Below are 24,442 nucleotides of genomic sequence, written 5' to 3'. Positions count from 1 at the left end.
CCGTCACCGGCTCTGCCTGCCGGTGTCGGACGGCAGGATGGGGTTTGAGGCGACATCGTTCAAGCGCTCAGGGCTTTCAGAGGATCGGCTTCGCCAGCATCAGCCAGAAGATCACCAGAACGGCGATGAATGCCGGCCAGCCGAGAAGGAACCAGAGCCGGAGGATGTGATGATAGGTCTTCGGGAGCGGCTGCCCGGTCGCGGCCGCCTGCTCCGCGAGCCGGGCCGCCCGGATCTGCAGCCACACGACCGGCAGCCAGCACGCGCCGGTCAGCACATAGAGCCCGAGCGAGAGCGCGAGCCAACCGTCGGTGATCTGAAACCCGGCCAGGTGCATCATCGCGGCTCCGGACAGCGGCTGCACGATCACCGCCGGCGTGGTGAAGTACCAGTCGGCACGAACGACGTTCCTCGCGACCACGGCAATGGCGCGGACGTCGCCGCGGCGGTGCGCGGTCCACATCTGGAATGCCGTGCCGAGACCCGTTCCGAAGATGATCGTGGAGCTGATCACGTGGACGTATTTGATGGCCATGTAGAGGTCCATCTAGGTCCTCCTCGAGCGGGCGGATTCGCTCTTGGCCAGCATCGCCAGGCCGAAGGCGGCGATCGCGAGCGGCAGCCCCTTTGCGACGGGTCCGAGCGGATGCAGCCAAAGAAGAGGCGACCCCACGGTCATGATCGCGACATAGGCGGCCGTCACGACGACTGCGGCGAGGGCGGCGGCGTATTGCGTCCTCCTCGGCAGCATGGCGGCACCGACCATGATGTCGAGGATGCCGCCGATATAGACCGAAGCGACGGCGAGACCGTCGGGCACCCCGGCCTGCGTGGCGATGGCGGCGCTCTGGTCGATCGGCCACAGCCAGACCGAACAAACGCCCGACCAGATCCAGAACGGGGCCAGACCGAGGACGAGAAGCCAGCGCAGCACCGGTGACGCCGGCATCAGGTCCCTGGTCACAGCCGCCAGGGGGCGCGGCGTCACGCCGGATTTCCGCGACAGCGCGTGGGGATCGCCGTCGGCGCCGATCCGAAGGGTCTGCAACATGCCTTCGCCCGCCATCGGGACCCGGAGCCGGCCGGCCAGACGGAAGACGAGCCGGACCAGCCTGTCCGGAATGGAGATCGCCAGGCTAGGTCCGGCTCCTTGTTCGAAGCCGCGCAAATATCCTTCGAGATCAACGCGGTCGGGGCCGCAGGCGTCAACGATGGCATCCTCGGATCGCGGCGCGCGGAGAAGTCCAACCACCGCTTCGGCGAGGTCGTCCACGTGGACGGGACGGAGGGGGCCGGATCGGACCCGCGGGCGCAGCGGCAACGTCGCCAGGCTGGCGAGCAGTCGGGTGCTGGCCCCGCCCGGACCGCAGACCAGCGATGGCCGGACGATCGTCCAATTGAGACCAGGATTGCGCCGCCGGTGGTTCAGCAGTGCCGTTTCCTGCGCGGCCTTGGCCCGCAAGGATGCGATCGGCGCCTGGGCATCCGCGCCGATGCTGGAGATCAGCACCAGGTTTGGCACGACTGCCGCCGCGGCATGGTCCAGAAGGGCAATGATGCCGTCGGCCAGCCTGTCCGCCTTTTCGGGATCATCGCTCAAGAAGCCTGCGGCGATGACGAGGCCGTCGGCGCCGGAGAGGTGGGGCAGGGCGGCGGCGAGGGACGACGGACGTTCGAGGTCGTATCCCCTGTCTCGTCGCAGAGGGACGACATCGTCGCAACGACGATCGAGGCTCGTGTGGATTGCCTTGCCCAGGAAACCCGTGCTGCCGGCAAGGACGACGCGCATGGCTATTGGGGTCCCAATTTGAGACGCAGCGGCAGAAATACTGTTGATCTGCAGGCCGGCTACCCGGTGAGACCCCAGCTTGGTCTGCCGCAATGAAGACCGAACGGGCCCGTCGATGGTTCCAGGGCCTACGCCAGACGTGGGGCAGAAAACGGGGCGTGATGCGGTCGTCGCGGCCATATTGCACCGCGGGAATGGCCCCGCCACCCGCATCGAAGCCGGCGTGGCGGGCCGCGCCCGCTTGCCCGAGCGGTGCTCCCGGGCCTGGCCCGGCGGGTGGTCTCGCTCGGCTACACGACGCAGGACCCTCTCTTCGCCCTGGGCGTGCCGCCCGTCGCGGTGCGCCACTGGTTCGGCGACTTTCCATACGGGGTAGGGCCTTGGGCCCAGCCCTACCTCGGCGGCGTCCAACCCGTCCTCCTCATCGGCGGCGCGGGCGCGCTCGCGGCCGCGGCCGACGGCCGTCCCGACACGCCGGTCGCCTCCGCCGTCGCGGCCGGGCTCGCGCCATGACGAAAAGGCCGGAGGGTCGATTTCAAAGGCCTCCGGTACAAGCCGCCTATGGCTTTGCCGCTTCGAAGAGAAGCTCGTCCATCCCGTCCAGCGACTCGAGGCGCGTTCTCGGAAAGGAGACCGTGACCCGATAGATCATGCCGGGTTCCTCGTGCGTATCGATCACGATCCCGACGGCATTACGATACGGAGCGAGGATTCCATTGGCGAATTGGTCTCGAATCTTCACAGTGTCGTCGACCTTGAATAAAGGTTGTGTCCGAGAAGTTGTTGTTCCCATAATCTTGCCGAAGCATGCTTCTTGGAAGCGGAGCCGTCAGATTCACTTATGTGCTGCGATGACGGCTGCCGTATAGGGACGGCATCGTCCCCTTTTCCGTTCAATTTTAAGAATCTCTGGGAGCAGGCGAGATCTATGAGGCGACCGCGGTCCAGTGCAGTCGGACCCCGGGGCGGATTTCCGTGTGGACGAGGTACCAGAGGGTGATCGGCAGCACGACGAGCAGCGCAAACCACAGCCAGCGAGGGACGCTCCTGAGCGGCCGTGATCGATCTTCCGAATTGCCGGTGCCCGGGCCGTCCGCGCATGCCCGGTACAGCTCGCCCGAGAGCCACCAAAGGGGCGGGCACGCCACGAGCCACAACACCGGCGGGCTGCCGGTGATCGCAAAGGCAGCGATTCCCAGGACAGCCGAGAGCACCACCACGCCGATCCAGATGGGCTTCGACATCGGTGTCCCCTGCGCGAACCTAGGGACGGAATCATAATCCGGTGGGATGACAAATGATAGGTCGGTAAGCCCGGAGCCGCCTGTTGGCTGGCCTCGTTGAGGGGCGCCCCGAGCTAGAGCCGGTTACGGATAAAATTTTCAATCAACTTTCGATGAATTGCCGGGCCGGTGTGTCAACAATGTGTAAGCCCGATGATTGATAGTGAAGCGGGCAGCGCCTGCTTTTGCCGATTTCATCTGTCTGGTCCACGATACGGTGGTAGATATCCGGTCGACGCCGCCTTGTTGTTGGGAACTGAGGAACACTGTTCATGACTGCGCTGAGCGTTCACGGTCTCTCGGTCCCAATTCGTCAGGACGAGGTCTCGGACGTGATCTGGGCCGCGTTGCGCGATGGCAGCTACGAGGCCAAGGAAGCGCGATGGGCGGTCGCGGCGGCCCGGCCCGGGGATCGCATCCTGGAGCTGGGGGCGGGGATCGGCGTGATCACCGCTCTCCTCGCCGGCGTGGCGGACGTGCAGGTGTGGGCCTATGAGGCCGATCCCGCCTCGGCCGCGCTCGCCCGTCGCGTGGTCGCCGCGAACGGCCGCACCAATGTCTCGCTCCGTCAGGGCATCCTCGCGGCCGGCGGGCCTCGCCAGCAGACCTACTACCGCCGGCGCGATCTGTGGATGTCGTCCCTGGTCGAGGGGCAGGGGCCCTATGACGAGGTGCTGCAAGTGACCTCCGAGGATGTGGACGAGTTCCTGTCGCGGCAGCCCATCGACCTCCTCGTCATGGACATCGAGGGGGCGGAGCTCGATCTGACGGCGGGAGCCGCCCTCCCGGGAGTGGAGCGGGTTTTCCTGGAGCTTCACGATCACCTGTACGGCCTCGACGGGATCCAGAAGATCACGACGCAGCTCGCGTCGAAGGGCTTCGCCTATGATCCTCGGGGCTCGCGCGGCGCCTGCGTGCTCTTCTCCCGGAACCGTGATCCGCGGGAATACGAGCCGGAGATGAGCGATGGCTGATCGACTGGCCGTTGCCTTGATAGCCGGCCTCGCTGCGGCCGTCTCCGCGGTCCCGGATGCCGTCTCGCAGCAGCCGACCTATCCCGATCCCGGTATCCTCTATGTGGAGTCGACGCCGGGTCATCCCGTGGCCAGCTATCGACGCGAGGATCTGGCCCGCGCGTTTCCGCTCCACGAGATCAGGACCAGAACGCCCTGGACGGACGAAAAGCACGTCGTCCGGTACCGCGGCCCCTATCTCAAGGACGTCCTGGCGAGATCGGGCTTCGGCGACGCGCCGGAGGTCGAGGTCTACGCCTTCGACCAGTTTCAGACCGACATCACGAAATCCGAGATCGATCAGTACAAGCCGATACTGGCCATCGAGCGGGAGTGCAACGACCAGGATCGGGCACGAAAGGCATGCGCCGACGGGCAGGAGTTCAAGCCTCTCGATCTCGATGACTCCGGGCCGTTCTACATCGTCTGGCCTTACAATTCCCTGCCGCCGTCGTACACACCCCAGAGGAACAGCATCTGGGTGTGGTTCGCCGTCGCCCTGCGTCCGGTGGTGCGATGAGGCGCCTGGTGCTGCGATGGGGCCACCTCGCCCCATATGTGGGGCTTACAGTTGCCGTTCTTCTCAGCTCCTGGGCGTTCCTTCAGTCGGAGCGCTACCGCGAGAAGACCAATATCATCCTGAGCCAGACGCTCGAGATCCAATGGAGGGCCTCGCAGATCCGCGAGCGGATCGCCAACCTCATCGGCCTGCTGCGGCTGGCGCAGGAGACCGGACAGCGAGATCCCCGCCTCCTGTCGGAGTTCAACCTTCTGGACTTCAACATCACGGCGCTGCGGGACCTCGAATACGTCGAGCGATTCCTGGAGCCTGAGGACCTGACGAGGCTCGCCGTCAGCAAGGAGACCATCGAATCCAGGATCTATCCCGTGCTGGCCAATCAGGAATTGGATCCCGGCATCCTGCAGCTGGTCTACGACATCCAGGCGAGCATGGGGTACATCAGCGGAACCGCCGTCTCCCACAGCCGGACTCTGAACGAGACGGCCTATATCGAAGAAGAGGCCCAGCGCAATCTCTTCTTCTTCATGATCTCGGCGACGGCCCTGGCGGTCGTCGGGGTCATCATCTTTCGCGAGCGCCTGTACATCCGCCGTTACGACCAATATCTGCGGTCGTTCTCGTCGTTGTTCGCGCACATGACCCGAAGCCGCGTCGCGGCGCTCGGGCTGTTCGTCAAGAGCCTGAGCCCATCCGCGCCACCGTCAAAGGACTTCATCGCCGCCGCAAAGCGGGCGACGGAGGAGCTGGACAGCATCAATGAGGGGCTCCTGAGGATCGCCTATTCGGATCAGCCGAAGGCCTTCGACACGCTTCGGCTCATTCTCGACGCCCTCGCCCACGACCATCAGAACCGAATCCGGTTCGATGTCCCCGATAACGCCCTGAGAGCCGCCGTCGCTTCACCCCACTTCCACATGATCCTCGACGAGCTGGTCCGGAATGCCGAACAGGCCATCGAGGAAGCGCAGCGCCCCGATCCGAGCGTCACGATCAGGGCGCGCCTGTCCCGCAGGTTCCCGACCGGGGCACGCCAGCTGATCGTCGAGGTGATCGACAACGGGATCGGGATGTCGCCGGCGGTGCGCCAGAAGGTCCTGGAACCCTTCTTTTCGACCCGGGCCGGCACGCATGTGGGGCTGGGCCTCACCGGATGCTACGGCATGCTCAAGTCGCTCGGCGGATCCCTGCGCATCTCGTCGGAGCAGGGCGTGGGGACGTCCGTCCGCATCGCCTATCCGCTGAAGCGTCGGACCGAGGGGGCCGCTTAGCCGGCGGCCCCCTGTCGCTTCGCCGGCCAGGTCCGCGAGGGACCAAAAAATGACTCGGCCGTCCCTCCAATGGGCTAAGCTTCCTGGGGCAGGCTGATTAAGACCGGAGTCCTCGGTGATGGCTGTAGCGGAGCGCTCCGAAAAGGCCTCTATGCCCTCGGGCGAGCAGACGACACGTGTCCTGGTCATCGAGGATCACGAGCTGATGCGCCTCGGCTTGATCAGCGAGCTGAGCTCGCTCCTCAAGGACTGCGTCATCCACGGCGCGGGGACCATCGAGAGCGCCAAGCCGCTGCTGCGGGCCCACGAGTTCGACCTGGTGGTCATAGACCCCGGGCTTCCGGGCTTCGACCCCACCTCACGCTCGCACCGGCTCACCGTGGTCAAGGAGGTGGTGGAGGCGACGCCCCAGGCGATCCATATCGTGGTGACCGGGTCGGACCGGCTGGATGAGAGCGAGCAGTGCCGCCAGCTCGGGGCCAACGGCTATGTCGGAAAGGTCGGGCTGGACCGCGACGTCCTCGACCGCGTTCTGCGGGAGATTGCCGAGACGGGCTTCGCGACGGTGCTCTCCCACGTCAAGCACAAGGCGCCCGAGTTCCACTATTCCAGGCTCACGCCCCGAGAGCAGGAGATCATCGACTTCATGCGGCAGCGCCCTCAGGGGGTTACGCGCAAGGAGATCTACGCTGCGATGGGGGATCGATTCGGCATCGATCCGCAATCCGTCGAGAAGTACTACAAGCAGGCACGAGCGAAGCTGTTCAAGATCGGATATTACCCAAAGGGCACCTAGCCGCACCGGTTCGCCGGCCGAGGGGTGCGACGGCAATCGGCGGCGCCTCCGGCTTGCGGCTTTGCGGGTCTCCTTCCGTTTGACGAGGCGTCGGGACCGAAGCTCTAGGGCCGCACGTCGTCGAGGCGGGTGTCGAAGCGGCGCGGCAGGACCGCGGCGTGGAGCCAGGAGACGAGATTGTGGATCGAGAACACCGGCAGCCCCGTGGCGCGGCGGATATCGGCGGCGTAGGGGATCATGTTGGTGCATTCGAGCACGATGGCGCCGAGATCCGGGTGGGCCCCGACCAGGGCGCGCGCCGCCTCGACATTGTCCGCCCGCGCCGCCTCGACATCGAGCTCGGGCTGGTTGCCGAGGATGGCGCGGGTGAATTCGCGCCCGCCCTCGGTGCCCATCACCGGGGTCGCCGGGTCGACGCCGGCGGCCCGCAGATGGGTCTCGGTCAGCGCCTCGCGCGCGATGGTCAGGATGCCGGCGCGGCGCGAGGGCGGCAGGGTGCGCTGCACCAGCGGCACCTGCATCAGCGACGAGGTCGCGACCGGCACGCCGACCGCGGCCGCGATCTCGTCCTGAAACAGCGAGAGGAAGCCACAATTGGTGGTGATGGCGTCGGCGCCGTGGTGCACCAGGTCTTGCGCCGCGGCGATGAAGGCGGGCAGCAAGCCTTCCGCCCGCCGGCGCACCACCCGGTCGGGCGAGGCGTGGGGGACGACCCGGTACTGCACCGGGAAGGGCCAGGTCAGGCCGTTGCCCATGTCGCCCGGAACGCGCGGGAACCGCGCCTCGAGCATCAGGATGCCGATGCAGGCGCCGTAGACCGCCTTGCCGCCCCGTTCCGTCATTCCGCTGTCTCCATCGCAGGCGCCCCGTTAACCGTGCCGAGGACGCAATCGTTTCGAGCGGGAACGAATTTGCTTCCGTTCGAAACCTGAATCACCGCTAAGTTTTCACTATCAAGTCCGATCCCGGCGATCTCGTCCATCGAGCGAGACGGGGGACATCAAACAACCGCGCAGGGGGAAGAGAATGGGGGCGCATCGTCGTGGATTCGGAAGTCTGCCGGCCGGGCTCGCCTTCGCCGCCGCCGTCGCGCTGGCGGCCGGCCCGGCCGTGGCCGAGACCTGGGACATGCCCACGGCCTATACCGAGAGCAACTTCCACACCGGGACGGCGCAGGCCTTCGCCGCCTGCGTGAAGGAGGCGACGGCCGGCGAGATCGACATCGTCGTCCATCCCTCCGGCTCGCTGTTCAAGGGCAACGACATCAAGCGCGCGGTGCAGACCGGACAGGCGCCGATCGGCGAGCGGCTGATCTCCGCCCATCAGAACGAGAATCCGATCTTCGGCATCGACTCGATCCCCTTCCTCGCCACCTCCTTCGAGGATTCGACCAGGCTCTGGCGGGTGACGAAGCCGGTGGTCGAGAAGATCCTCGACGGCGAGAACCTGGTCCTGCTGTACGCCGTGCCCTGGCCGCCGCAGGGGCTCTACTTCAAGAAGCCGGTGGCCTCGAATGCCGATATCAAGGGGCTGAAGTTCCGCGCCTACAACGCCGCGACCGCCCGCTTCGCCGAGCTGGCCGGCCTGAACCCGGTGCAGATCGAGGAGGCGGAGCTGCCGCAGGCGCTGGCGACGGGCGTGGTCGAATCCTTCCTGTCCTCCGGTGCCACCGGCTATGACCGCAAGGTGTGGGAGCAGCTCACCAACTTCTACACGGTCGATGCCTGGCTGCCCCGCAACTACGTCTTCGCCAACAAGGACAGCTGGGACGGGCTGGACGATGCCACCCGCGCCGGCATCCGGGGCTGCGCCTCCCTCGCCGAATATGCGGGGTACTGGCGGGCGGTGCAGTACACCGACTTCACCGTCGGGCAGCTCGCCGCCAACGGCATGACGGTGGAGAAACCGTCCGACAGCTGGCGGGCCGAGCTCGTGAAGATCGGCGACACCATGACCCAGGAATGGCTGGCCAAGGCCGGGGCGGACGGCCAGGCCATCGTCGACGCCTACAAGGCCGCGAAGTGACGGCGCAGCCGACGGCCCGGCCGGCACCGGCTTCGGCGGGTCGCATCCTCCGGCGCCTGCTCGACGCGCTGTATCTCGGGGCGGGGATCCTGGCCGCCCTGTCCCTTCTGGCGCTACTGCTGGTCATCGTCGCGGCGATGGCGGCGCGCTGGCTCGGGCTGCAGTTCCCCGGCGGCACCGAATACGCCGCCTATCTGCTGGCGGCGTCGTCCTTCCTGGCGCTGGCTCTGGCGCTGCGGCGCGGCGCCCATATCCGGGTCGGGCTGCTGCTCAACGCGCTCGGATCCCGGCGCCGCTGGGGCGAGCTCTGGTGCTGGGCCGTCGGCGCGGCGCTCGGCTGCTACTTCGCCTGGTACGCGGTCGCGATGGTGCGCTGGTCCTACAAGCTGCACGACGTCAGCCAGGGCCAGGACGCGACGCCGCTGTGGATCCCGCAACTGGCGATGGCGGCCGGCGCCGTGATCTTCGCGATCGCGCTGCTCGACGGGCTGATCTCTCTGATCCTCACCGGCAGCGCCGGCGTCGAGGCGGGCGAAGAGAGCCAGCGCGAGATCTGACCGTCCGATCTTTCAACCCCGGAGACCGGGCCGAGGCCATGGACCAACTTACCGCCACTGCGATCCTCCTCGTCGCGCTGTTCCTCCTGCTCGGCTCCGGCGTCTGGATCGGCCTCGCCCTGCTCGGTGTCGCCTATATCGGCATGGAGCTGTTCACCAGCCGCCCGGCCGGGCCCGCCCTCGCCACCACGATCTGGAGCTCGGCGGCCAGCTGGTCGCTGACCGCCCTGCCGCTGTTCATCTGGATGGGCGAGATCCTGTTCCGCACCCGGCTGTCGGAAAGCCTGTTCCGCGGCCTGTCGCCCTGGCTGGCGCGGCTGCCGGGGCGGCTGCTGCACACCAACATCGTCGGCTGCACCGTCTTTGCCGCCATCTCCGGCTCCTCCGCCGCGACGCTGATGACGGTCGGCCGCATGTCGATCCCGGAGCTGCGCCGCCGCGGCTATCCGGAGCGGATGATCATCGGCACCCTGGCCGGCGCGGCGACGCTGGGGCTGATGATCCCGCCGTCGCTGACGCTGATCGTCTACGGCGTGACCATCAACGAATCGATCTCCAAGCTGTTCATCGCCGGGGTGATCCCGGGCCTGGTCCTGGCCGGCCTGTTCATGCTCTACGTCGTCGGCTGGGGGCTGCTGCGCCCCGGCGAGGTGCCGGCCGAGCCGCGCACCAGCTTCATCCAGAAGATCAGCGAGGGGCGGCATCTGCTGCCGGTCGTCCTCCTCGTCCTGCTCGTCATCGGGTCGATGTATTCCGGCGCGGCGACCGCCACCGAGGCCGCGGCCTTCGGGGTGCTCGGCGCGCTCGGCCTCGCCGCCTGGCAGAGGACGCTGAACTGGCGCAGCTTCCTCGAGGGGCTGGAGAGCGCGACCGTGATCTCCGCCATGATCGCCCTGATCCTCGCCGGATCGGCCTGCCTGTCGCTGGCCATGGGCTTCACCGGCCTGCCGCGCAACCTGGCCGCCTGGATCCAGGGGCTGGGCCTGTCGCCGACCGAGCTGATCCTGGCGCTGCTGGTCTTCTACATCATCCTCGGCTGCTTCCTGGACGGCATCTCCTCCGTGGTGCTGACCATGGCGATCGTCGAGCCGATGATCCGCCAGGCCGGGATCGACGTGATCTGGTTCGGCATCTTCATCGTGGTGGTGGTCGAGATGGCGCAGATCACGCCGCCGGTCGGATTCAACCTGTTCGTGCTGCAGGGCATGACCCGGCACGGGCTGGGCACCATCGCGCGGGCGGCGCTGCCGATGTTCTTCATCATGGTGCTGATGGTCTTCGTGCTGATGGGATTCCCCGGCCTCGCGACCTATCTGCCGTCGCATATGTGACCGGCCGCCCGCCTACCGGCGGAACCTCAGCCGGTACTGGCGCGGCGTGCTGCGGCAGTGGCGCTGGAACTCGGCATAGAACTGGCTGAGCGAGCCGTAGCCGCAGCCGAAGGCGATCTCGGCGATCGACTGGTCGGTGTCGACCAGCAGCATCATCGCCCGGCTCAGGCGCTGGCGCCGGATGTACTGGGCGATGGTCATGCCCAGCACCCGCTTGAACACCGCCATGGCGTTGGTCGGGTGCAGCCCGCCGGCGGCGGCCACCGCCTCGACCGTCACGGCTTCGCCGACATGCGCGTTGATGTGGTCGGTCATGGCCTGGACGCGTTCGATCGCCCGGCGGCCGGCGCTGCGCAGCCGCGGCTCGGCCGCCTCCTCGCCGACCGTCGCCTCGGGGGCCACGGCGTCGAGCGACAGGCGCTTGACCCGCAGCCCCACCTCCTCGCGCAGGATCTGCTGTCGCAGCTCGGACCCGTCCGGCCACTCCGCGGCCCAGCGCTGGAACAGCAGCGGGTCGATCGGGTCCGGCGCCGCCACCGTCGCGAAGCGGCCGTCCATGACGCTGGATTTGAAGGAATCCGCCACCGGCAGGGCCAGGAAATCGGCGAAGGGCAGGTAGACGCAGATCAGGTCCGCCGTGGGCTCGACCGCGATCACCTGATGCGGCACCGCCGCCCAGAACAGGTGCACCCGGTTCTCGCCGATCGAGATCCGCGCGCCGTTGAACAGATAGGTCATGCCGCCGGCCAGCAGCAGGTTCAGCTCGACATGGTCGTGCCAATGCGCCTGGCCCATCGGTTCCGGCAGATGCCGCTCGGCATAGAAGGCGCCGCGGTCGAGATAGGCGTCGATGTCGTCCGGGGCGGCGGGCGGTGTCAGGATCTCGCTCATCCGGCCCAGAAGAGGCTGGTTTTCCGGAAAATACAAGCGGCGGCGCGGAAGAAATCCGGAATCCGCAGTGTCACAGTGGCGACATGGGGCGAACCCACGGGGGCCGCAGACAGGCCCGGAGGGAGGCGAGAGATGAGATTGCAGGCATCCGCCGCGCTGGTCTGCGCGGCACTGGCCGCGGCGAGCCCGGCGCGGGCGGCGACCGAACTGACCTACATGATCTGGGGCACGCCGTCGGAGGGCGAGGTCTGGCGCAGCGTCGCCGACGCCTTCGAGGCCAAGCACCCCGACATCAAGGTCAAGGTCGAGGTCAACGACTGGTCGTCCTATTGGCAGAAGCTGCGCGTGCTGGTGGCCGGCGGCAACCCGCCCGACATCTTCGCCATGGACGCGCCGCTGTATCCGGACTGGCAGTCGCGGGACGCGCTGCTGAACCTGCAGCCCTATCTCGACGCCGACCCGAAGGCGCTGGACGACATCTACCCGATCACGCTCGAGGCCTACCGCACGCCGGACGGCATCTACGGCCTGCCGCGCGACTTCCAGACCATCGTCCTCTACTACAACAAGGACATGTTCGACGCCGCCGGGCTGCCCTATCCGACCGCGGAGTGGAGCTGGGGCGACCTGCGGCGCACCGCCAAGGCCCTGACGCTCGACAAGGACGGCGACGGCACCACCGACCAATGGGGCTTCTGGTCCGAGATCCTGGATGCGGAGCCGTTCTGGGGCCCGGTGGTGTGGAGCCATGGCGGCGACATCGTCAGCGCCGACCGCAGCCGCACGCTGCTGGCGGAAGGGGCGGCGCGCGACGCCTGGCATTTCATCGCCGGCATGGCCTTCGACGACAAGGCGATGCCGACGCCGGAGCAGCTCCGGCAGTACGGCACGGACGGCTTCTCCGCCGGCATCGCCGCAATGACCGTCTCCGGCCATTGGGTGGTGCCGGAATATGCCGAACGCGGCTTCGCCTGGGGCGTGGCGCCGCTGCCCTCCGGGCCGAAGGGGCGGGTGACCAGCGTCAACAGCGCCGGTTTCGTCATCGCCAAGGCGACGCCCCATCCGAAGGAGGCCTGGGACTTCGTGAAGTTCGCGATCGGGCCGGACGGGCAGGCGGCGCTGGCGAAGCTCGGCTTCGCCGTGCCGATCCTGAAATCGGTGGCGGAAGGCCCGGCCTATCTCGACCAGCCCGGCCCGAAGATCGACCAGCGCGTGTTCCTGGACGCCCTGTCCTACGCCCGGCTGAAGCCGTCCTTCCGCGGCTATGAGGAGTGGTCGACCGTCGTCGGCGACGCGCTGCAGCCGGTCTGGAACGGCGATGCCGAGATCGACGACGCGCTGGACGAGATCGGCCCCGCGGCCGACGACGTCCTGCAGGGCCAGCGCTGAGCCGGGCGGGAATCGCGATGCCGCCGAACGGCCTCCGCCCGCAGGGCCGTGACCGGGCCTGGCTCCTGCTGCTCCTGGCGCCGACGCTGCTGGGCCTCCTCCTCGGGGCCCTCGGCTCGGTGGTGGCGACCGCGGGCTTGAGCCTGCTGCGCTGGGACCTGCTGACGCCGCCCGGCTGGGCGGGGCTGGACAACTACGCGCACCTCGCGGCCGACCGCGGCTTCCTCAAGGCGCTCGGCAACACGCTGGCCTTCTCGGCGCTCTACGTGCCTCTGACGGTGGCGATCTCGCTCGGCGTCGCCCTGCTGCTGAACCGGCGGGTGACCTGGGTCGGGCTGTTCCGCGCGCTGTACTTCCTGCCGGTGATCACCTCGCCCACTGCGGTCGGGCTGATCTGGAGCTGGATCTTCGCCCAGGACCAGGGGCTCTTGAACGGCATCGTCACCGCCCTGGGCGGCGACCCGGTGCGCTGGCTCGGGCCCCGCATGGTGCTGATCTCGGTGGTGATCGTGAATGTCTGGGGCGCGATCGGCGAGGGCATGATCGTGTTTCTGGCCGGGCTGCAGGCGGTGCCGCGCGACTACTACGAGGCCGCGCGGATCGACGGCGCCCGGCCGCGGCACCAGCTGCTGTTCATCACCCTGCCGCTGATGGTGCCCAGCCTGTTCTTCCAGACGGTGCTGTCGACCATCCATGCGTTTCAGGCCTTCGACTACATCTACATCCTGACCCGCACCGGCACCGGCGGCTCGACCCTGCCGACCGTCGTCTACTCGATCTACCGCACCGGCTTCGGCTTCTTCCGCATGGGCGACGCCGCGGCCCAGAGCCTGACGCTGGCCGCCATGATCCTGATCCTGACGCTGGCCTATTTCCGGCTGCAGAAGCGCTGGGGAACGCAGTGATGACCGCCGCCTCCACCGTCGCCCCCCGCGCCCGCACCACCCGTCCCCGCACCCTGCGCCTCGGCGTCGACGCCCTGGCCTATGCCGTGCTGATCGCCGGCGCCGTGCTGATGGTCGGGCCCTTCGCCTGGATGGTCTCGACCTCGCTGAAGCTGCCGGCCGACCAGTTCGGCCATGCCCTGATCCCGCCGCGCCCGACCGTCGAGAACTACCTGACGCTGTGGCGGATCATCCCCTTCGACGGCCTGCTGTGGAACAGCCTGAAGGTCGCCGCCATCTCCACCTTCGGGCAGCTCCTCACCTGCTCGATGGGCGCCTTCGTCTTCGCCGTGGTCCGCTTCCCCGGCCGGCAGGTGCTGTTCGTGGCCCTCCTGGTGACGCTGATGATCCCGGCGCAGATGGCCTCGATCCCGCAATTCGTGATCTTCAAGTTCCTCGGCCTCTACGGCACCCAGGCGCCACTGTACCTGCCCGGCTTCCTGGGCGGCGCCTTCGGCTGCTTCCTGCTGCGCCAGTACTTCCTGACCATCCCGATCGAGCTGGCCGAGGCCGCGCGCATGGACGGCGCGTCACTGCTGACGATCTGGTGGCGGATCTACCTGCCGCTGGCCCGGCCGGCCCTGGCGGCGCTGGCGATCTTCGCCTTCCTCAGCTCCTGGAACGACCTGTTCAGCGCCCTGATCTACCTGCCGAGCGACCTGGAGAAGACGACGCTGCCGGTCGGGCTGGCGCTGATGCAGCAGCAATACGCGGCGCAATGGACCGTGATGATGGCGGCCGTCCTGGTCAGCATCGCCCCGATCCTGATCGCCTTCAGCCTGGCCCAGCGGCACTTCATCGAAGGCATGGCGCTGTCCGGCCTGAAATAGCCCAACCCCGACCGTCTCCACGAAAGACCCATCATGCCCAAGATCTGCCTCATCGGTGCGGGCAGCACCGTCTTCGCCCAGTCGATCATCGGCGACATCCTCAGCCAGCCGGACCTGGCCGACAGCGTCGTCGCCCTGCACGACATCGACGGCGAGCGGCTGAACACCTCCGCCATCGTCGCCCGCCGCATCGGCCAGGCCCTGGGGCTGGATAACCTCCGGGTCGAGGCCTCGCTGGACCGGCGCCAGGCCATGGCCGGGGCCGATTTCGTCATCCTGATGATGCAGGTCGGCGGCTACCGGCCGGCGACGGTGACGGATTTCGAGATCCCGAAGCGCTACGGCCTGCGCCAGACCATCGGCGACACGCTGGGCATCGGCGGCATCTTCCGGGCCTTGCGCACCATCCCGGTGCTGCTGGAGATCTGCGAGGACATGCGCGCGGTCTGCCCGGACGCGCTCCTGATGAACTACGTCAACCCGATGGCGATGAACTGCTGGGCGATCACCGAGGCGGCGCCGGACATCCGGTCGGTCGGCCTCTGCCACAGCGTGCAGGAGACCTCTTCCGACATGGCGCGCTGGCTGGGCGAGGCGCCGGAAACCCTCGACTACCTCTGCGCCGGCATCAACCACGTCGCGTATTTCCTGAAATTCGAGAAGCGGCTGCCCGATGGCGGGCGCGAGGACCTGTATCCGCGGTTGAAGGCGCTGGCGGAAGCCGGGGCGGTGCCGGCGGGCGAGGCGGTGCGCTTCGACATGCTGCGTCGGACCGGGCATTTCGTCACCGAATCCAGCATCCATTTCGCCGAGTACAACCCCTGGTTCATCAAGGCCGGCCGCGAGGACCTGCTGGACCGGTACGAGGTGCCGCTCGACGAGTATCCGCGGCGCTGCGAGGCGCTGATCGCCGAATGGCAGGCGCTGCGCGCCGGGCTGGAGGCCGACGACAAGCCGATCCCGGTCCGCCGCAGCAACGAATATGCGGCCGGCATCGTGCACGCGATGGTCACCGGCCGGCACAACCTGATCTACGGCAATGTCCGCAACGACGGGCTGATCGCTGATCTGCCGGACGCCGCGGTGGTGGAGGTGCCGTGCCATGTCGACCGCAACGGCGTGCAGCCGATCCGGATCGGCCGCATCCCGGCCCATCTGGCCGGGATCATGCGCCTGTCGATCAATGTCCAGCAGCTGGTGGTCGAAGCCGCGCTGACCAGGCGCAAGGACGCCATCCGGCACGCCGCGATGCTGGACCCGCACACCGCGGCGGAGCTGTCCCTCGACGAGATCTGGCGACTGGTGGACGATCTGATCGAGGCGCATGGCGACCTGCTGCCGCGCTATCACTGAGAAGGGACCGGGAATGCCGGGAAGATTGGAAGGGCGCGTCGCCGTCGTGATCGGGGCGGCGCGGGGCATCGGCGCCGCCATCGCCGAGCGGCTGGCGGAGGAGGGGGCGCGGCTGGTGATCGGCGACACCGAGGCCGAAGCCGGAGCGGCGACGGCGGCGCGGCTGGGCGGCCGCTTCGTCGCCACCGACATCAGCCGGAAGGCGGATGCCGACGCGATCGTGGCGGCGGCGGTCGACGGCTTCGGCCGGCTCGACATCCTGGTGCAGAACGCAGCGATCTATCCCTGGACGCTGATCGAGGACATCGAGCCCGAGGAGTGGGACCGGGTGATGGCGGTCAACCTCCGCGGCACCTATCTCGCCGCCCGCGCCGCGCTGCCGGCGATGCGGCAGGCGGGCGGCGGCCGGATGATCTTCACCTCCTCGATCACCGGCCCGCGCGTGACCAGCCCGGGCCACGGCCACTACGCCGCGACCAAGGCCGGCATCAACGGCTTCCTGAAATCCGCGGCGCTGGAGTTCTCGGGTTGGGGCATCACCGTCAACGGGGTGGAGCCGGGCAACATCCTGACCGAAGGGATGCAGCAGCACCGCAGCGCCGAGTTCATCGCGATGATGGAACGGGCGGTGCCTTTGGGCCGGCTCGGCACGCCGCGCGACGTCGCCGCGGCGGTGGCCTTCCTGGCCTCGGACGACGCCGCCTACATCACCGGCACCACCATCGTCGTCGACGGCGGCCAGACCCTGCCGGAAGGCCACGACTTCCGGCTGCGGCCGCGATAGGAGATGCGGGGCGGCGGTCGGCCGCCTCCGCTGGCGGCTCATGTCTGCGAGCCCGTGACTTGTCTTCATCCTCGCCGGCAAAGAACCGTCATTGCGAGGAGGCGAAGCCGACGAAGCAATCCATGCCTCAGCTCTTGCGGCCCTGGATTGCTTCGCTGCGCTCGCAATGACGATCCCTTCTTTGGCTCGCCGGTGTCAGCCCCTCAGCACCATTTGTACTCGTAGTCTTCGTCCCCGGCCGGGACCACGTCGCGGTCGCGATAGATGATCGAGATCTTGCTGCCGCGCGCCCGGCACGCGGCGTTGAAGAACTCGATCGGGTCGACCGGGTTGCCGTCGGCATCCCGGTCGTTGTCGTTGTACTCGATCTCGTAGACTTGGTTGCCGTAGACGTCGGTGTAGGCCTCGCATTCCGACCACACCTGGCATTCCTCGGCGATCGCGAAGTCGAAGCCGATCTGGGAGATGCCGATCGGGGCCAGCTCGGCCGCGTTCTTCTGCGCGATCGCCAGGTTGGCGGCATGGGCGCGCTGGACCAGCAGCTTGGCGAAAGCGGTGTTGCTGGCCTGGGTCAGCACGCCCTTCGAGCGCGTCCAGGAATCGAGGTTGTCCGGCTCGACCGCCTTGAACCCGTCGGCCGCGCATTTGTCGATCCACGGCCCGATGATCGCCATCAGCGCGGTGCGCTTGGCCGCCGTGGAGGTGTCGAGGATGTATTCGTCCGGCCACTCCGGATCGATCACGTATCTGCCGTCCTTCTTGACCAGCAGGTTGGAATGGTTCTGGGTCCACCACCGCGCATCGGCGGGCTGGGTCTGGAAGGCGTTCACGTAGCAGATCGAATACTTGCCCGGGGCCGGCGCCGCCAGCCGGTCGCGGTCGACGATGGCGACGCCGGACGCGGCGGCGTAGGCCCCGCCGATCTGGTAGTCGAACTGCCCGTTCGCGGGCGGCTTGGTGAAGGCCAGGGCGCTCGCGGAAAAGGCCGCAAGGACGCTCGCCGTGGCGACGGCCAGGGCCGTCGTCCGGAACCACGATGCATGCATTTGGGGTCGTGACCTCTCGGTCCTGCCATCCCCGCCTCGAGCCGGTCGCTCTGGCGTGGTCGGGCCGGGCTGGGTACCGGCTGGGGGCAGGTCAGGATAGGATGTCTGTCCTTCGACGCCGGGTCAAGACGTCCGGAGAGGCCCCGGCCGGCCCTATTGCAGCATCGCCTCCGGCAGCGGCGTGCCGTGGTACTTCTGGTAGATGTCGTTCAGCTTGCGGTTCTTCAGATTGGCCGCGACCCATTCGTTCAGCTTTTCCATCAGGCGCGGCTCGTCCTTGCGCAGCCCGATGGCGAGATCGAAGGTCCGGATCAGGAATTTCGGCTCGAAGGCGCGGTCCGGGTTCTTCTGCCGGATCTGGTTCACCAGCGTCGCCGAGGTGGCGACGATCTGGGCCTGGCCGGACACGGCCGCGGTCACCATGGTCGCGTCGTCGTCGTAGCGCACGACCTGGAAGCCCTTCTCCGACGCCAGCTTGGTCAGCTCCGTGTCCTGGGTGGTGCCGCGGGTGACGGTCACCGTCTTGCCCTGCAGGTCCGCCCAGTCCTTGATCGGTGCGTCGGCCGGAGCGCCGATCACCGATTGCAGCGCGGCATAGGGCTTCGAGAAGTCGATCACCTTCGCCCGCTCCGGCGTGACCGACAGGGTCGAGATGATGATGTCGGCCTTGCCGGTCTGGACGTTCGGGATGCGGGTGGCGCCCGTGGTCTGGACGAACTCCAGCTCCAGTCCCCAGTCCTGGGCCAGAAGCTGCGCGGTCTCGACGTCGGACCCGACCGGCTTCATCTGGCCGTCGATCATGCCCGAGGGCGGGATGGCGAGGTCGGTCGCGACCCGGATCTTCTTGGCCGCCATGATGTCGTCCAGCAGGTCGGCCCGGGCGCTCAGGGCGCCGAGGCTCAGGGCGAAGGCCAGGACCAGGGCTCGGCTCCAGCGGATGGTCGGCTTCATCTGCGTCTCCTCCTTGTTTGCGGATGTTCTGGTTGCGCGCCGAAGGTCAGAGCTCGTTGGCGACGAACTGCTGCAGCTCCGGCGTTTCGGGGCGGGTCAGGATTTCGGCCGGCCCCTGCTCGTGCACCCGGCCGCGATGCATGAAGACGATCCGGTCCGCCACCCGGCGGGCGAAGCCCATCTCATGGGTGACCATGATCATGGTCATGCCGCGGGCGGCGAGATCCTCCATCACCTTCAGCACCTCGCCCTTCAGCTCGGGGTCGAGGGCCGAGGTGACCTCGTCGAACAGCATCACCTTGGGCTGCATCGCCAGCGACCGGGCGATCGCCGCGCGCTGCTGCTGGCCGCCCGACAACTGCTCGGGATAGGCGTCGGCCTTTTCGCCGAGGCCGACCTGGTCGAGCACGCCGCGGGCCAGGGCGCGGGCCTCGGCCCGCGGCACCTTCTTCACCGAGACCGGCGCCAGGGTGATGTTCTGCTCGATGGTCAGATGCGGGAACAGGTTGTAGCTCTGGAACACGATGCCGACGTCAAGCCGCAGGCGGCGCAGGTCGATCTCCGGGTCGCTGACCCTGTGGTCGCAGACCGTGATCTCGCCGCCGTCGATCGTCTCCAGCCGGTCGATGCAGCGCAGCGCCGTGCTCTTCCCCGAACCGCTGCGGCCGATCAGGGCGGTGACCTGGCCCTTGCCGACGGTGAAGGACACGCCGTCGAGCACGGTCAGGGCGCCGAAGCTCTTGCGCACGTTCTGCAGCGTCACCATCGCCGTCATGGCGTTCTCTCCCTTGCGTGTTCTTGGGACACGGCCCTGACGGCCGCGCTAGGCCAGGGCGGGCTTCAGCCGCGGCATGAAGCCCGTCCGGCGCTCCAGCCTCCGGCTCAGGAGCGAGATCGGGTAGCACATGGCGAAGTAGAGGACCGCGATCACCATGTAGATCGCGAAGGGCTGGAAAATGGAGTTGTTGATGATCTGCCCGGCCCGGGCCAGCTCGACGAAGCCGACGACCGAGGCCAGCGAGGTGTTCTTGATGATCTGCACCATGAAGCCGACGGTCGGCGGCGTGGCGATGCGGACCGCCTGCGGCAGGATCACCTTGAACAGCCGCTGGGGGCGGCTCAGCGCCAGGCACTCCGCCGCCTCCCATTGCGGCTTGGGCACGGCTTCGAGGCAGCCGCGCCAGATCTCGCCGAGATAGGCGCTGACATAGATGGTCAGCGACGCGCCGGCGGCGAGCAGCGGCGGCACCTCGACCCCGATCGTCGGCAGCCCGAAATAGGTCAGGAACAGCAGCACCAGAAGCGGTGTGCCCTGGACCAGCTGCACATAGAAGCCGACGGCGCCGCGGATGAGGAGGCTGGCGGAGATGCGGCCGAGCGCGACCCCGAAGCCGGCCAGGCCGCCGCCGAGGAAAGCCATCAGCGACAGGGCCAGGGTCCAGACCGCGCCCTGCAGCAGGAAGTCGAGATGGTTCAGGTTGAGGCCGGGCTGCATGGCTGTCCTCCCGGTCAGAGCGGCGTGCCGAGCCGGCGGCGGCGCGGGAAGAGGACGAGGCCCAGCCCCCAGAAGCCGGCCCGCATCAGCAGCGAGAGCGCCAGGTACAGCGCCGCGACGATGATGTAGGTCTCGAAGGCGCGGTAGGTGTCGGACTGGATGAAGTTGGCGACCGCCGTCAGCTCCTCGGCCGAGATCTGCGAGACGACGGAGGAGGCCAGCATCAGCAGCACGAACTGGCTGGTCAGGGCGGGATAGACCCGCTCCATCGCCGGGCGCAGCACCACATGCCAGTAGATCTGCACCCGCGACAGCCCGAGGCATTCCCCGGCCTCGATCTGCCCCTTGTGGATGGAGTCGAAGCCGGCGCGCATGATCTCGGCGGTGTAGGCGCCGACATTGATGGTCAGCGCGATCACGGCGACGGCGACCGCCGAAAGCGACAGGCCCAGGCTGGACAGGCCGAAATAGACGACGAAGATCTGGACGAGGAAGGGCGTGTTCCGGATCGCCTCGACATAGGCGCCGCACAGCCGCGACACCCAGGCCGTCCCGTCGCGCCGGCCGATCGCGCACAGCGTGCCGAGCGTGAAGCCCAGCACCGTCGAGGCGACGGCGAGGCGGATGGTCAGCCAGGCGCCGTCCAGGAACATCGGCCAGCGCTCGAGCACGACGGAGAAATCGAGGGTGACGCCCATCGCCCGGCTCCTCTATCCGGCGTTCGGGGACTGCCCGGTCATGCGGTCGTAGACCCGGAACAGGGCCTGGTTGCCGTTGCCGCCCTCGCCATGGGCCCGGGCGTCGAGATACTGGCTGGTGACCAGCGCCGTGGCGGGCAGCGGCACCGCCTTGCCGAAGGCCAGCTCCTGCACCAGGCGCAGATCCTTCAGCATCAGGTCGATGCGGAATCCCGCCCCGGCGTCGCCGGCGATCATCGCGGGGCCGAGCTTGTCCAGCATCCAGGAGGCGGCGGAGCCGCCGAGCAGCACCTCGCGCATCTGCGCCAGGTCGACGCCGCAGGCGCGGCCCAGCGCCAGCGCCTCGCAGATCGCCTGCAGGTTGATGCCGCAGATCAGCTGGTTGCACAGCTTCACCGTCTGGCCGGCGCCGCTGTCGCCGACATGGGTGATGGTGGTGCCCATGCCGCGCAGGACCGGCAGCGCCCGGTCGAAAGCCGCGCGTGCGCCGCCGACCATGATCGTCAGGACGGCGGCACGGGCGCCCTGCGGTCCGCCGGAGACCGGGGCGTCGAGGAAATCGATCCCCGCCGCGGCGAGGTCGGCCTGCATCCGCCGCACCGCCTGCGGCGAGATCGTGCTCATGTCGACCACCAGCCGGCCGCGCGGCGGCGCCGCCAGCAGCCCGCCCGGGCCGTATACGACCTCCTCCACCTGCGGCGTGTCGGGCAGCATGGTGACGACGAGGTCGGCGTCCTCGGCCGCCTCGGCCACGCCGGCGGCGGGGACGGCGCCCTGCGCCGCCAGGGCCTCGACCGCCGCCGACAGCACGTCATAGGCGCGCACCTCATGGCCGGCGCGCAGCAGGTTGGCTGCCATCTCGCGGCCCATGGTGCCGAGGCCGATGAAGCCGACCGTGTGACGGGGCTCCGCCATGGCTCAGCCCTCCCGCTCCAGCGCGTGCAGCTTCTCGACCCGGCGCTTGAAGTCCTCGCTGGGGTCGAATTCGGCGGCGAGATAGGCCGCGACCAGGTCGCGCGCCAGCCAGGGGCCGACGATCTGGGCGCCGACGCACATGACGTTGACGTCGTCATGCTCCACCGCCTGATGCGCCGAATGGAAATCGTGGCAGACCGCGGCCCGGATGCCGCGGATCTTGTTGGCGGCGATGGCCGCGCCGACGCCGGTGCCGCAGATCATCAGCCCGCGGTCGGCCGCCCCGCCGGTCACGGCGGCGCAGACCGCCCGGGCGATGTCCGGGAAGTCGACTGGGTCGGGCGTGTGGCTGCCCACATCCGTCACCGCATGGCCAAGGCCCGCGACGAAGTCGGCGATCTCTCGCTTCAGGGGAAATCCGGCATGGTCGCAGCCGATCACGATCTTCAACGCTGTCTCCTCGGGCATTCTTGTTGGGCTCGGCCGGCGGGGCCGTCAGCCTGGCGGCTGCGGCCGGCCGACCGCGGTCTCGAAGGCGGCCTTGCGGCGGTACTCGTCGCCGATCTCGAAATGGCGGCGCAGCAGCTCGTCCGACCGCTGCACGTCGCGCGCCACCAGCGCCTCGAAGATCCGGTGGTGGTGGTCGATCAGGAAGGACCGGATGCCCGGCACGCGCAGGATCAGCTCGCGCCGCCCGCGATGCGACCGGCGCAGCAGGTCGGAGATCGCGGTGTAGATGCTCCGCAGCGTCTCCGACCGACCGGCCTGGACGATGCCGCTGTGGAAGTCGAAATCGGCGTCGCCGCCCGCGACGGGATCATCGATGGTCGCCTCGATCCGCTGCAGGGCCGCCCGGATGCGCTCGAAATCCGCCAGCGTCGCGCGGCGGCAGGCCAGGCGCGCGGCCTGGCACTCGATCGCGATCCGCGCCTCCATCACGTCGTCGATGACGTCGGATTGCTGGGCCAGGACGAAGGTGAAGAACTCGCCCAGGGTCGAGGCGTCGGGCTGGCGCACGATGGTGCCCACCCCGTGCCGGATCTCGACCGCGCCGAGCATCGCCAGCGCCCGCAGCGCCTCGCGCAGCACCGGGCGGCCGACACCCAGCAGCGCCGACAGGTCCCGCTCCGGCAGCAGCCGGTCGCCGGTCTTGAGGGCGCCGGACAGCAGCTGCTCGCGCAGGAAGGCGAAGACCTTCTCGTATCCGCCGGGGCCGTCCTCGGGATCGCGGGTGAGTTTGACGATATCGGACATAGTGATCTTACCGTGGTCAGACCACTTAATCGCCGTCGGCGCCGCCTGTCAATCGGCATCGATGCTTCGCCGTGCGGCGGCTCAGTGTGCTTTCGGCGGTGGGACCTGCCTCGCGGCCTCGCGCGGCGTGATGCCGTAGCGCCGCCTGAACGCGGTCGCGAAGTTCGCCGGGCTCGAATAGCCGGCCATGGCGCTGGCTTCCTGCACGCTGACCTCGCCGGACCGCAGCGCCGAGAGCGCGCGGTCGAGGCGCGCCAGGCGCACATATTCGAAGACGCTGCAGCCCTCCGCCAGGCGGAACAGCCGCTGCAGCCCGCTGGCGCTGGCCCCGGCCTCGCGGGCGATCGCCGCCACGCTCAGCGGCTGGGTCAGGCTGGCGGCGATCGCATCTCTGGCGCGCTGCAGGCGGATCCGCTCGCGATGCGTGAGAAGGCCGCCATCGGCGGTGCGGTCGGCCCGCACCACGGCGGCGATGGTCTCGGCCACGATCTCGACCGCCCGCCCTTCGAGATAGAGGGCGTGCAGCTCGGGCATGAAGGCCGGCGGCGCGAAGATTTCGCGCACGAGCGCGGAGACGCGCGGCGTCGGGGTCCAGCGATGGTCGGCGAGATGGTCCTTGAACAGCCGGCTGGCCAAGCGCTCGCCGCGCAGTTCCTCGATCCCGTCGATATTGAGCCATTCCGGCGTGGCCGACACGACCAGGTGGTGGACATGCTGCCGGCCCATCGACGTCCGCTGGAAGCTCTCGGGCGTGACGCTCATGATTGCCGCGGCCGCCATCGCGCCGCTCCGGCCGGCCCTGAACCCGAAGCGGCGGCCGCCGATCTCGACATCGACCTCGCCGTCGAGGAAGAAGATGCAGGACAGCCCTTCGGGCAGGCGGGACGCGACGGTGAAGGCGTGCTCCTCGATCGCGTTGCCGGCGTGGACGAACAGGCCGTGGCGCAGTTCCCGGTGCCACAGCTCGCCGGCGATCAGCGTGTCCTCCGGCGAGATCCTGTCCTCGGGGCTGTCGAGGACGACCCCGTCGCGCCGCATGAGGTCGCCGATCCGGACCCGTCGGCCCCGGCCGTCTCCGAAACCGCCGTCACGTGCAGCTGAATGGGTTCTCATCCGCGGCGCCCTTCGCGCTGTCCGGGCGGGGCCGCCGCGCACGGACCATCATCCGGGCGCCGGCATCGGCGACCGTCCGAGATTTGTTGATCCGCAAAGCTGTCTTGCTGCCGTGCAAAGGCTGACGCCCCGCCCTTGTGCCATGATGCCGCCATCCATTGAATGCGAATGACTATCAAAGTCAATCGTTGGGC

27 protein-coding genes are annotated in these 24,442 nt (G+C 68.3%); 13 read left to right on the top strand and 14 right to left on the bottom strand.

Annotated elements, in window-relative coordinates:
- Window positions 1-76: 76 nt before the first annotated feature.
- On the bottom strand, window positions 77-547 hold the full coding sequence (locus G537_RS0106445) for a DUF2269 family protein (protein ID WP_026869403.1): 471 nt from the start codon (window positions 545-547) through the stop codon (window positions 77-79).
- Complete coding sequence (locus G537_RS0106440) at window positions 548-1,789, bottom strand: SDR family oxidoreductase (RefSeq protein WP_026869402.1); 1,242 nt, start codon at window positions 1,787-1,789, stop codon at window positions 548-550.
- Between the two features lie 276 nt (window positions 1,790-2,065).
- Between G537_RS0106440 and G537_RS44240 the strand changes: the two genes are divergently transcribed.
- Window positions 2,066-2,302 (top strand): hypothetical protein, encoded by a 237-nt coding sequence (locus G537_RS44240; RefSeq protein ID WP_162146085.1) that lies wholly within the window; start codon window positions 2,066-2,068, stop codon window positions 2,300-2,302.
- Between the two features lie 413 nt (window positions 2,303-2,715).
- Here G537_RS44240 and G537_RS0106425 read toward each other — a convergent pair whose 3' ends face one another.
- On the bottom strand, window positions 2,716-3,033 hold the full coding sequence (locus G537_RS0106425; RefSeq protein ID WP_026869400.1) for a hypothetical protein: 318 nt from the start codon (window positions 3,031-3,033) through the stop codon (window positions 2,716-2,718).
- Between the two features lie 311 nt (window positions 3,034-3,344).
- Between G537_RS0106425 and G537_RS0106420 the strand changes: the two genes are divergently transcribed.
- The 4 genes from G537_RS0106420 (at window position 3,345) to G537_RS0106405 (ending at window position 6,672) form a co-directional block, all read left to right on the top strand.
- Complete coding sequence (locus tag G537_RS0106420) at window positions 3,345-4,046, top strand: FkbM family methyltransferase (protein ID WP_026869399.1); 702 nt, start codon at window positions 3,345-3,347, stop codon at window positions 4,044-4,046.
- The gene (locus tag G537_RS41945) at window positions 4,039-4,605 is read left to right on the top strand and encodes a putative pterin-binding protein (RefSeq protein ID WP_051248013.1); all 567 of its coding nucleotides are present in this window, start codon (window positions 4,039-4,041) and stop codon (window positions 4,603-4,605) included. Before G537_RS0106420 ends, G537_RS41945 begins: the two co-directional genes overlap by 8 nt.
- Window positions 4,602-5,876 (top strand): sensor histidine kinase, encoded by a 1,275-nt coding sequence (locus G537_RS0106410; RefSeq protein WP_081688622.1) that lies wholly within the window; start codon window positions 4,602-4,604, stop codon window positions 5,874-5,876. Before G537_RS41945 ends, G537_RS0106410 begins: the two co-directional genes overlap by 4 nt.
- A gap of 118 nt (window positions 5,877-5,994) precedes the next feature.
- On the top strand, window positions 5,995-6,672 hold the full coding sequence (locus tag G537_RS0106405; RefSeq protein ID WP_211230300.1) for a response regulator transcription factor: 678 nt from the start codon (window positions 5,995-5,997) through the stop codon (window positions 6,670-6,672).
- 104 nt (window positions 6,673-6,776) lie between these two features.
- Here G537_RS0106405 and G537_RS0106400 read toward each other — a convergent pair whose 3' ends face one another.
- Entirely contained in the window at window positions 6,777-7,514 is a 738-nt protein-coding gene (locus G537_RS0106400) for an aspartate/glutamate racemase family protein (protein WP_026869396.1), read from the bottom strand.
- 184 nt (window positions 7,515-7,698) lie between these two features.
- Here G537_RS0106400 and G537_RS0106395 point away from each other — a divergent pair, with 184 nt between their 5' ends.
- Genes G537_RS0106395 through G537_RS0106385 form a run of 3 tightly spaced genes read left to right on the top strand, consistent with a single transcriptional unit; the run spans window position 7,699 to window position 10,585 of the window.
- On the top strand, window positions 7,699-8,697 hold the full coding sequence (locus tag G537_RS0106395) for a TRAP transporter substrate-binding protein (RefSeq protein WP_051248010.1): 999 nt from the start codon (window positions 7,699-7,701) through the stop codon (window positions 8,695-8,697).
- Window positions 8,694-9,254 carry a TRAP transporter small permease gene (locus G537_RS0106390; protein ID WP_051248008.1) on the top strand — a complete coding sequence of 187 codons (561 nt, stop codon included), beginning with the start codon at window positions 8,694-8,696 and terminating at the stop codon, window positions 9,252-9,254. Before G537_RS0106395 ends, G537_RS0106390 begins: the two co-directional genes overlap by 4 nt.
- A gap of 38 nt (window positions 9,255-9,292) precedes the next feature.
- Window positions 9,293-10,585 (top strand): TRAP transporter large permease, encoded by a 1,293-nt coding sequence (locus tag G537_RS0106385; protein ID WP_026869393.1) that lies wholly within the window; start codon window positions 9,293-9,295, stop codon window positions 10,583-10,585.
- A gap of 12 nt (window positions 10,586-10,597) precedes the next feature.
- On the opposite strand, the gene G537_RS44235 is transcribed toward G537_RS0106385, so the two are convergent.
- Window positions 10,598-11,476: a helix-turn-helix domain-containing protein gene (locus G537_RS44235; RefSeq protein WP_051248005.1), complete on the bottom strand. Its 879-nt coding sequence runs from the start codon at window positions 11,474-11,476 to the stop codon at window positions 10,598-10,600.
- A gap of 132 nt (window positions 11,477-11,608) precedes the next feature.
- Here G537_RS44235 and G537_RS44230 point away from each other — a divergent pair, with 132 nt between their 5' ends.
- Genes G537_RS44230 through G537_RS0106355 form a run of 5 tightly spaced genes read left to right on the top strand, consistent with a single transcriptional unit; the run spans window position 11,609 to window position 16,776 of the window.
- A complete protein-coding gene (locus G537_RS44230; RefSeq protein WP_162146084.1) occupies window positions 11,609-12,865 on the top strand; it encodes an ABC transporter substrate-binding protein in 1,257 nt (418 codons plus the stop codon).
- A gap of 17 nt (window positions 12,866-12,882) precedes the next feature.
- Window positions 12,883-13,770 carry a carbohydrate ABC transporter permease gene (locus G537_RS36735; RefSeq protein ID WP_034850731.1) on the top strand — a complete coding sequence of 296 codons (888 nt, stop codon included), beginning with the start codon at window positions 12,883-12,885 and terminating at the stop codon, window positions 13,768-13,770.
- A complete protein-coding gene (locus tag G537_RS0106365) occupies window positions 13,770-14,639 on the top strand; it encodes a carbohydrate ABC transporter permease (RefSeq protein ID WP_034850728.1) in 870 nt (289 codons plus the stop codon). Before G537_RS36735 ends, G537_RS0106365 begins: the two co-directional genes overlap by 1 nt.
- Window positions 14,640-14,672: 33 nt before the next feature.
- Entirely contained in the window at window positions 14,673-15,992 is a 1,320-nt protein-coding gene (gene melA / locus G537_RS0106360; RefSeq protein WP_026869389.1) for an alpha-glucosidase/alpha-galactosidase, read from the top strand.
- Between the two features lie 13 nt (window positions 15,993-16,005).
- The gene (locus G537_RS0106355) at window positions 16,006-16,776 is read left to right on the top strand and encodes a glucose 1-dehydrogenase (RefSeq protein ID WP_026869388.1); all 771 of its coding nucleotides are present in this window, start codon (window positions 16,006-16,008) and stop codon (window positions 16,774-16,776) included.
- 203 nt (window positions 16,777-16,979) lie between these two features.
- Here the strand turns inward: G537_RS0106355 and G537_RS36730 are convergent, their stop codons facing one another.
- The 9 genes from G537_RS36730 to G537_RS0106310 all read right to left on the bottom strand — a co-directional run bounded on the left by G537_RS36730 (window position 16,980) and on the right by G537_RS0106310 (window position 24,173).
- Window positions 16,980-17,822 carry an endo alpha-1,4 polygalactosaminidase gene (locus G537_RS36730; RefSeq protein WP_051248002.1) on the bottom strand — a complete coding sequence of 281 codons (843 nt, stop codon included), beginning with the start codon at window positions 17,820-17,822 and terminating at the stop codon, window positions 16,980-16,982.
- Window positions 17,823-17,975: 153 nt separating this feature from the next.
- Window positions 17,976-18,773, bottom strand: a complete 798-nt coding sequence (locus G537_RS0106345; RefSeq protein WP_026869387.1) for a transporter substrate-binding domain-containing protein — start codon at window positions 18,771-18,773, stop codon at window positions 17,976-17,978.
- Between the two features lie 46 nt (window positions 18,774-18,819).
- Window positions 18,820-19,548 carry an amino acid ABC transporter ATP-binding protein gene (locus G537_RS0106340; protein WP_034850726.1) on the bottom strand — a complete coding sequence of 243 codons (729 nt, stop codon included), beginning with the start codon at window positions 19,546-19,548 and terminating at the stop codon, window positions 18,820-18,822.
- Between the two features lie 48 nt (window positions 19,549-19,596).
- A complete protein-coding gene (locus tag G537_RS0106335; RefSeq protein WP_026869385.1) occupies window positions 19,597-20,268 on the bottom strand; it encodes an amino acid ABC transporter permease in 672 nt (223 codons plus the stop codon).
- A 14-nt stretch (window positions 20,269-20,282) separates the two neighbouring features.
- Entirely contained in the window at window positions 20,283-20,966 is a 684-nt protein-coding gene (locus G537_RS0106330; protein WP_026869384.1) for an amino acid ABC transporter permease, read from the bottom strand.
- 12 nt (window positions 20,967-20,978) lie between these two features.
- Window positions 20,979-21,881 (bottom strand): NAD(P)-dependent oxidoreductase, encoded by a 903-nt coding sequence (locus G537_RS0106325; protein WP_026869383.1) that lies wholly within the window; start codon window positions 21,879-21,881, stop codon window positions 20,979-20,981.
- A 3-nt stretch (window positions 21,882-21,884) separates the two neighbouring features.
- Window positions 21,885-22,322, bottom strand: a complete 438-nt coding sequence (gene rpiB, locus G537_RS0106320; RefSeq protein ID WP_245578967.1) for a ribose 5-phosphate isomerase B — start codon at window positions 22,320-22,322, stop codon at window positions 21,885-21,887.
- A gap of 54 nt (window positions 22,323-22,376) precedes the next feature.
- Complete coding sequence (locus tag G537_RS0106315) at window positions 22,377-23,135, bottom strand: FadR/GntR family transcriptional regulator (protein WP_026869381.1); 759 nt, start codon at window positions 23,133-23,135, stop codon at window positions 22,377-22,379.
- Window positions 23,136-23,216: 81 nt separating this feature from the next.
- Window positions 23,217-24,173 (bottom strand): helix-turn-helix transcriptional regulator, encoded by a 957-nt coding sequence (locus tag G537_RS0106310; RefSeq protein ID WP_026869380.1) that lies wholly within the window; start codon window positions 24,171-24,173, stop codon window positions 23,217-23,219.
- Window positions 24,174-24,442 lie beyond the last annotated feature (269 nt).

Source organism: Inquilinus limosus DSM 16000, from assembly GCF_000423185.1.
Taxonomy (GTDB): Bacteria; Pseudomonadota; Alphaproteobacteria; order DSM-16000; family Inquilinaceae; genus Inquilinus; species Inquilinus limosus.
The sequence above is the reverse complement of the archived record's forward strand: the minus strand, read 5'-3'. Positions and strand labels throughout refer to the sequence as shown.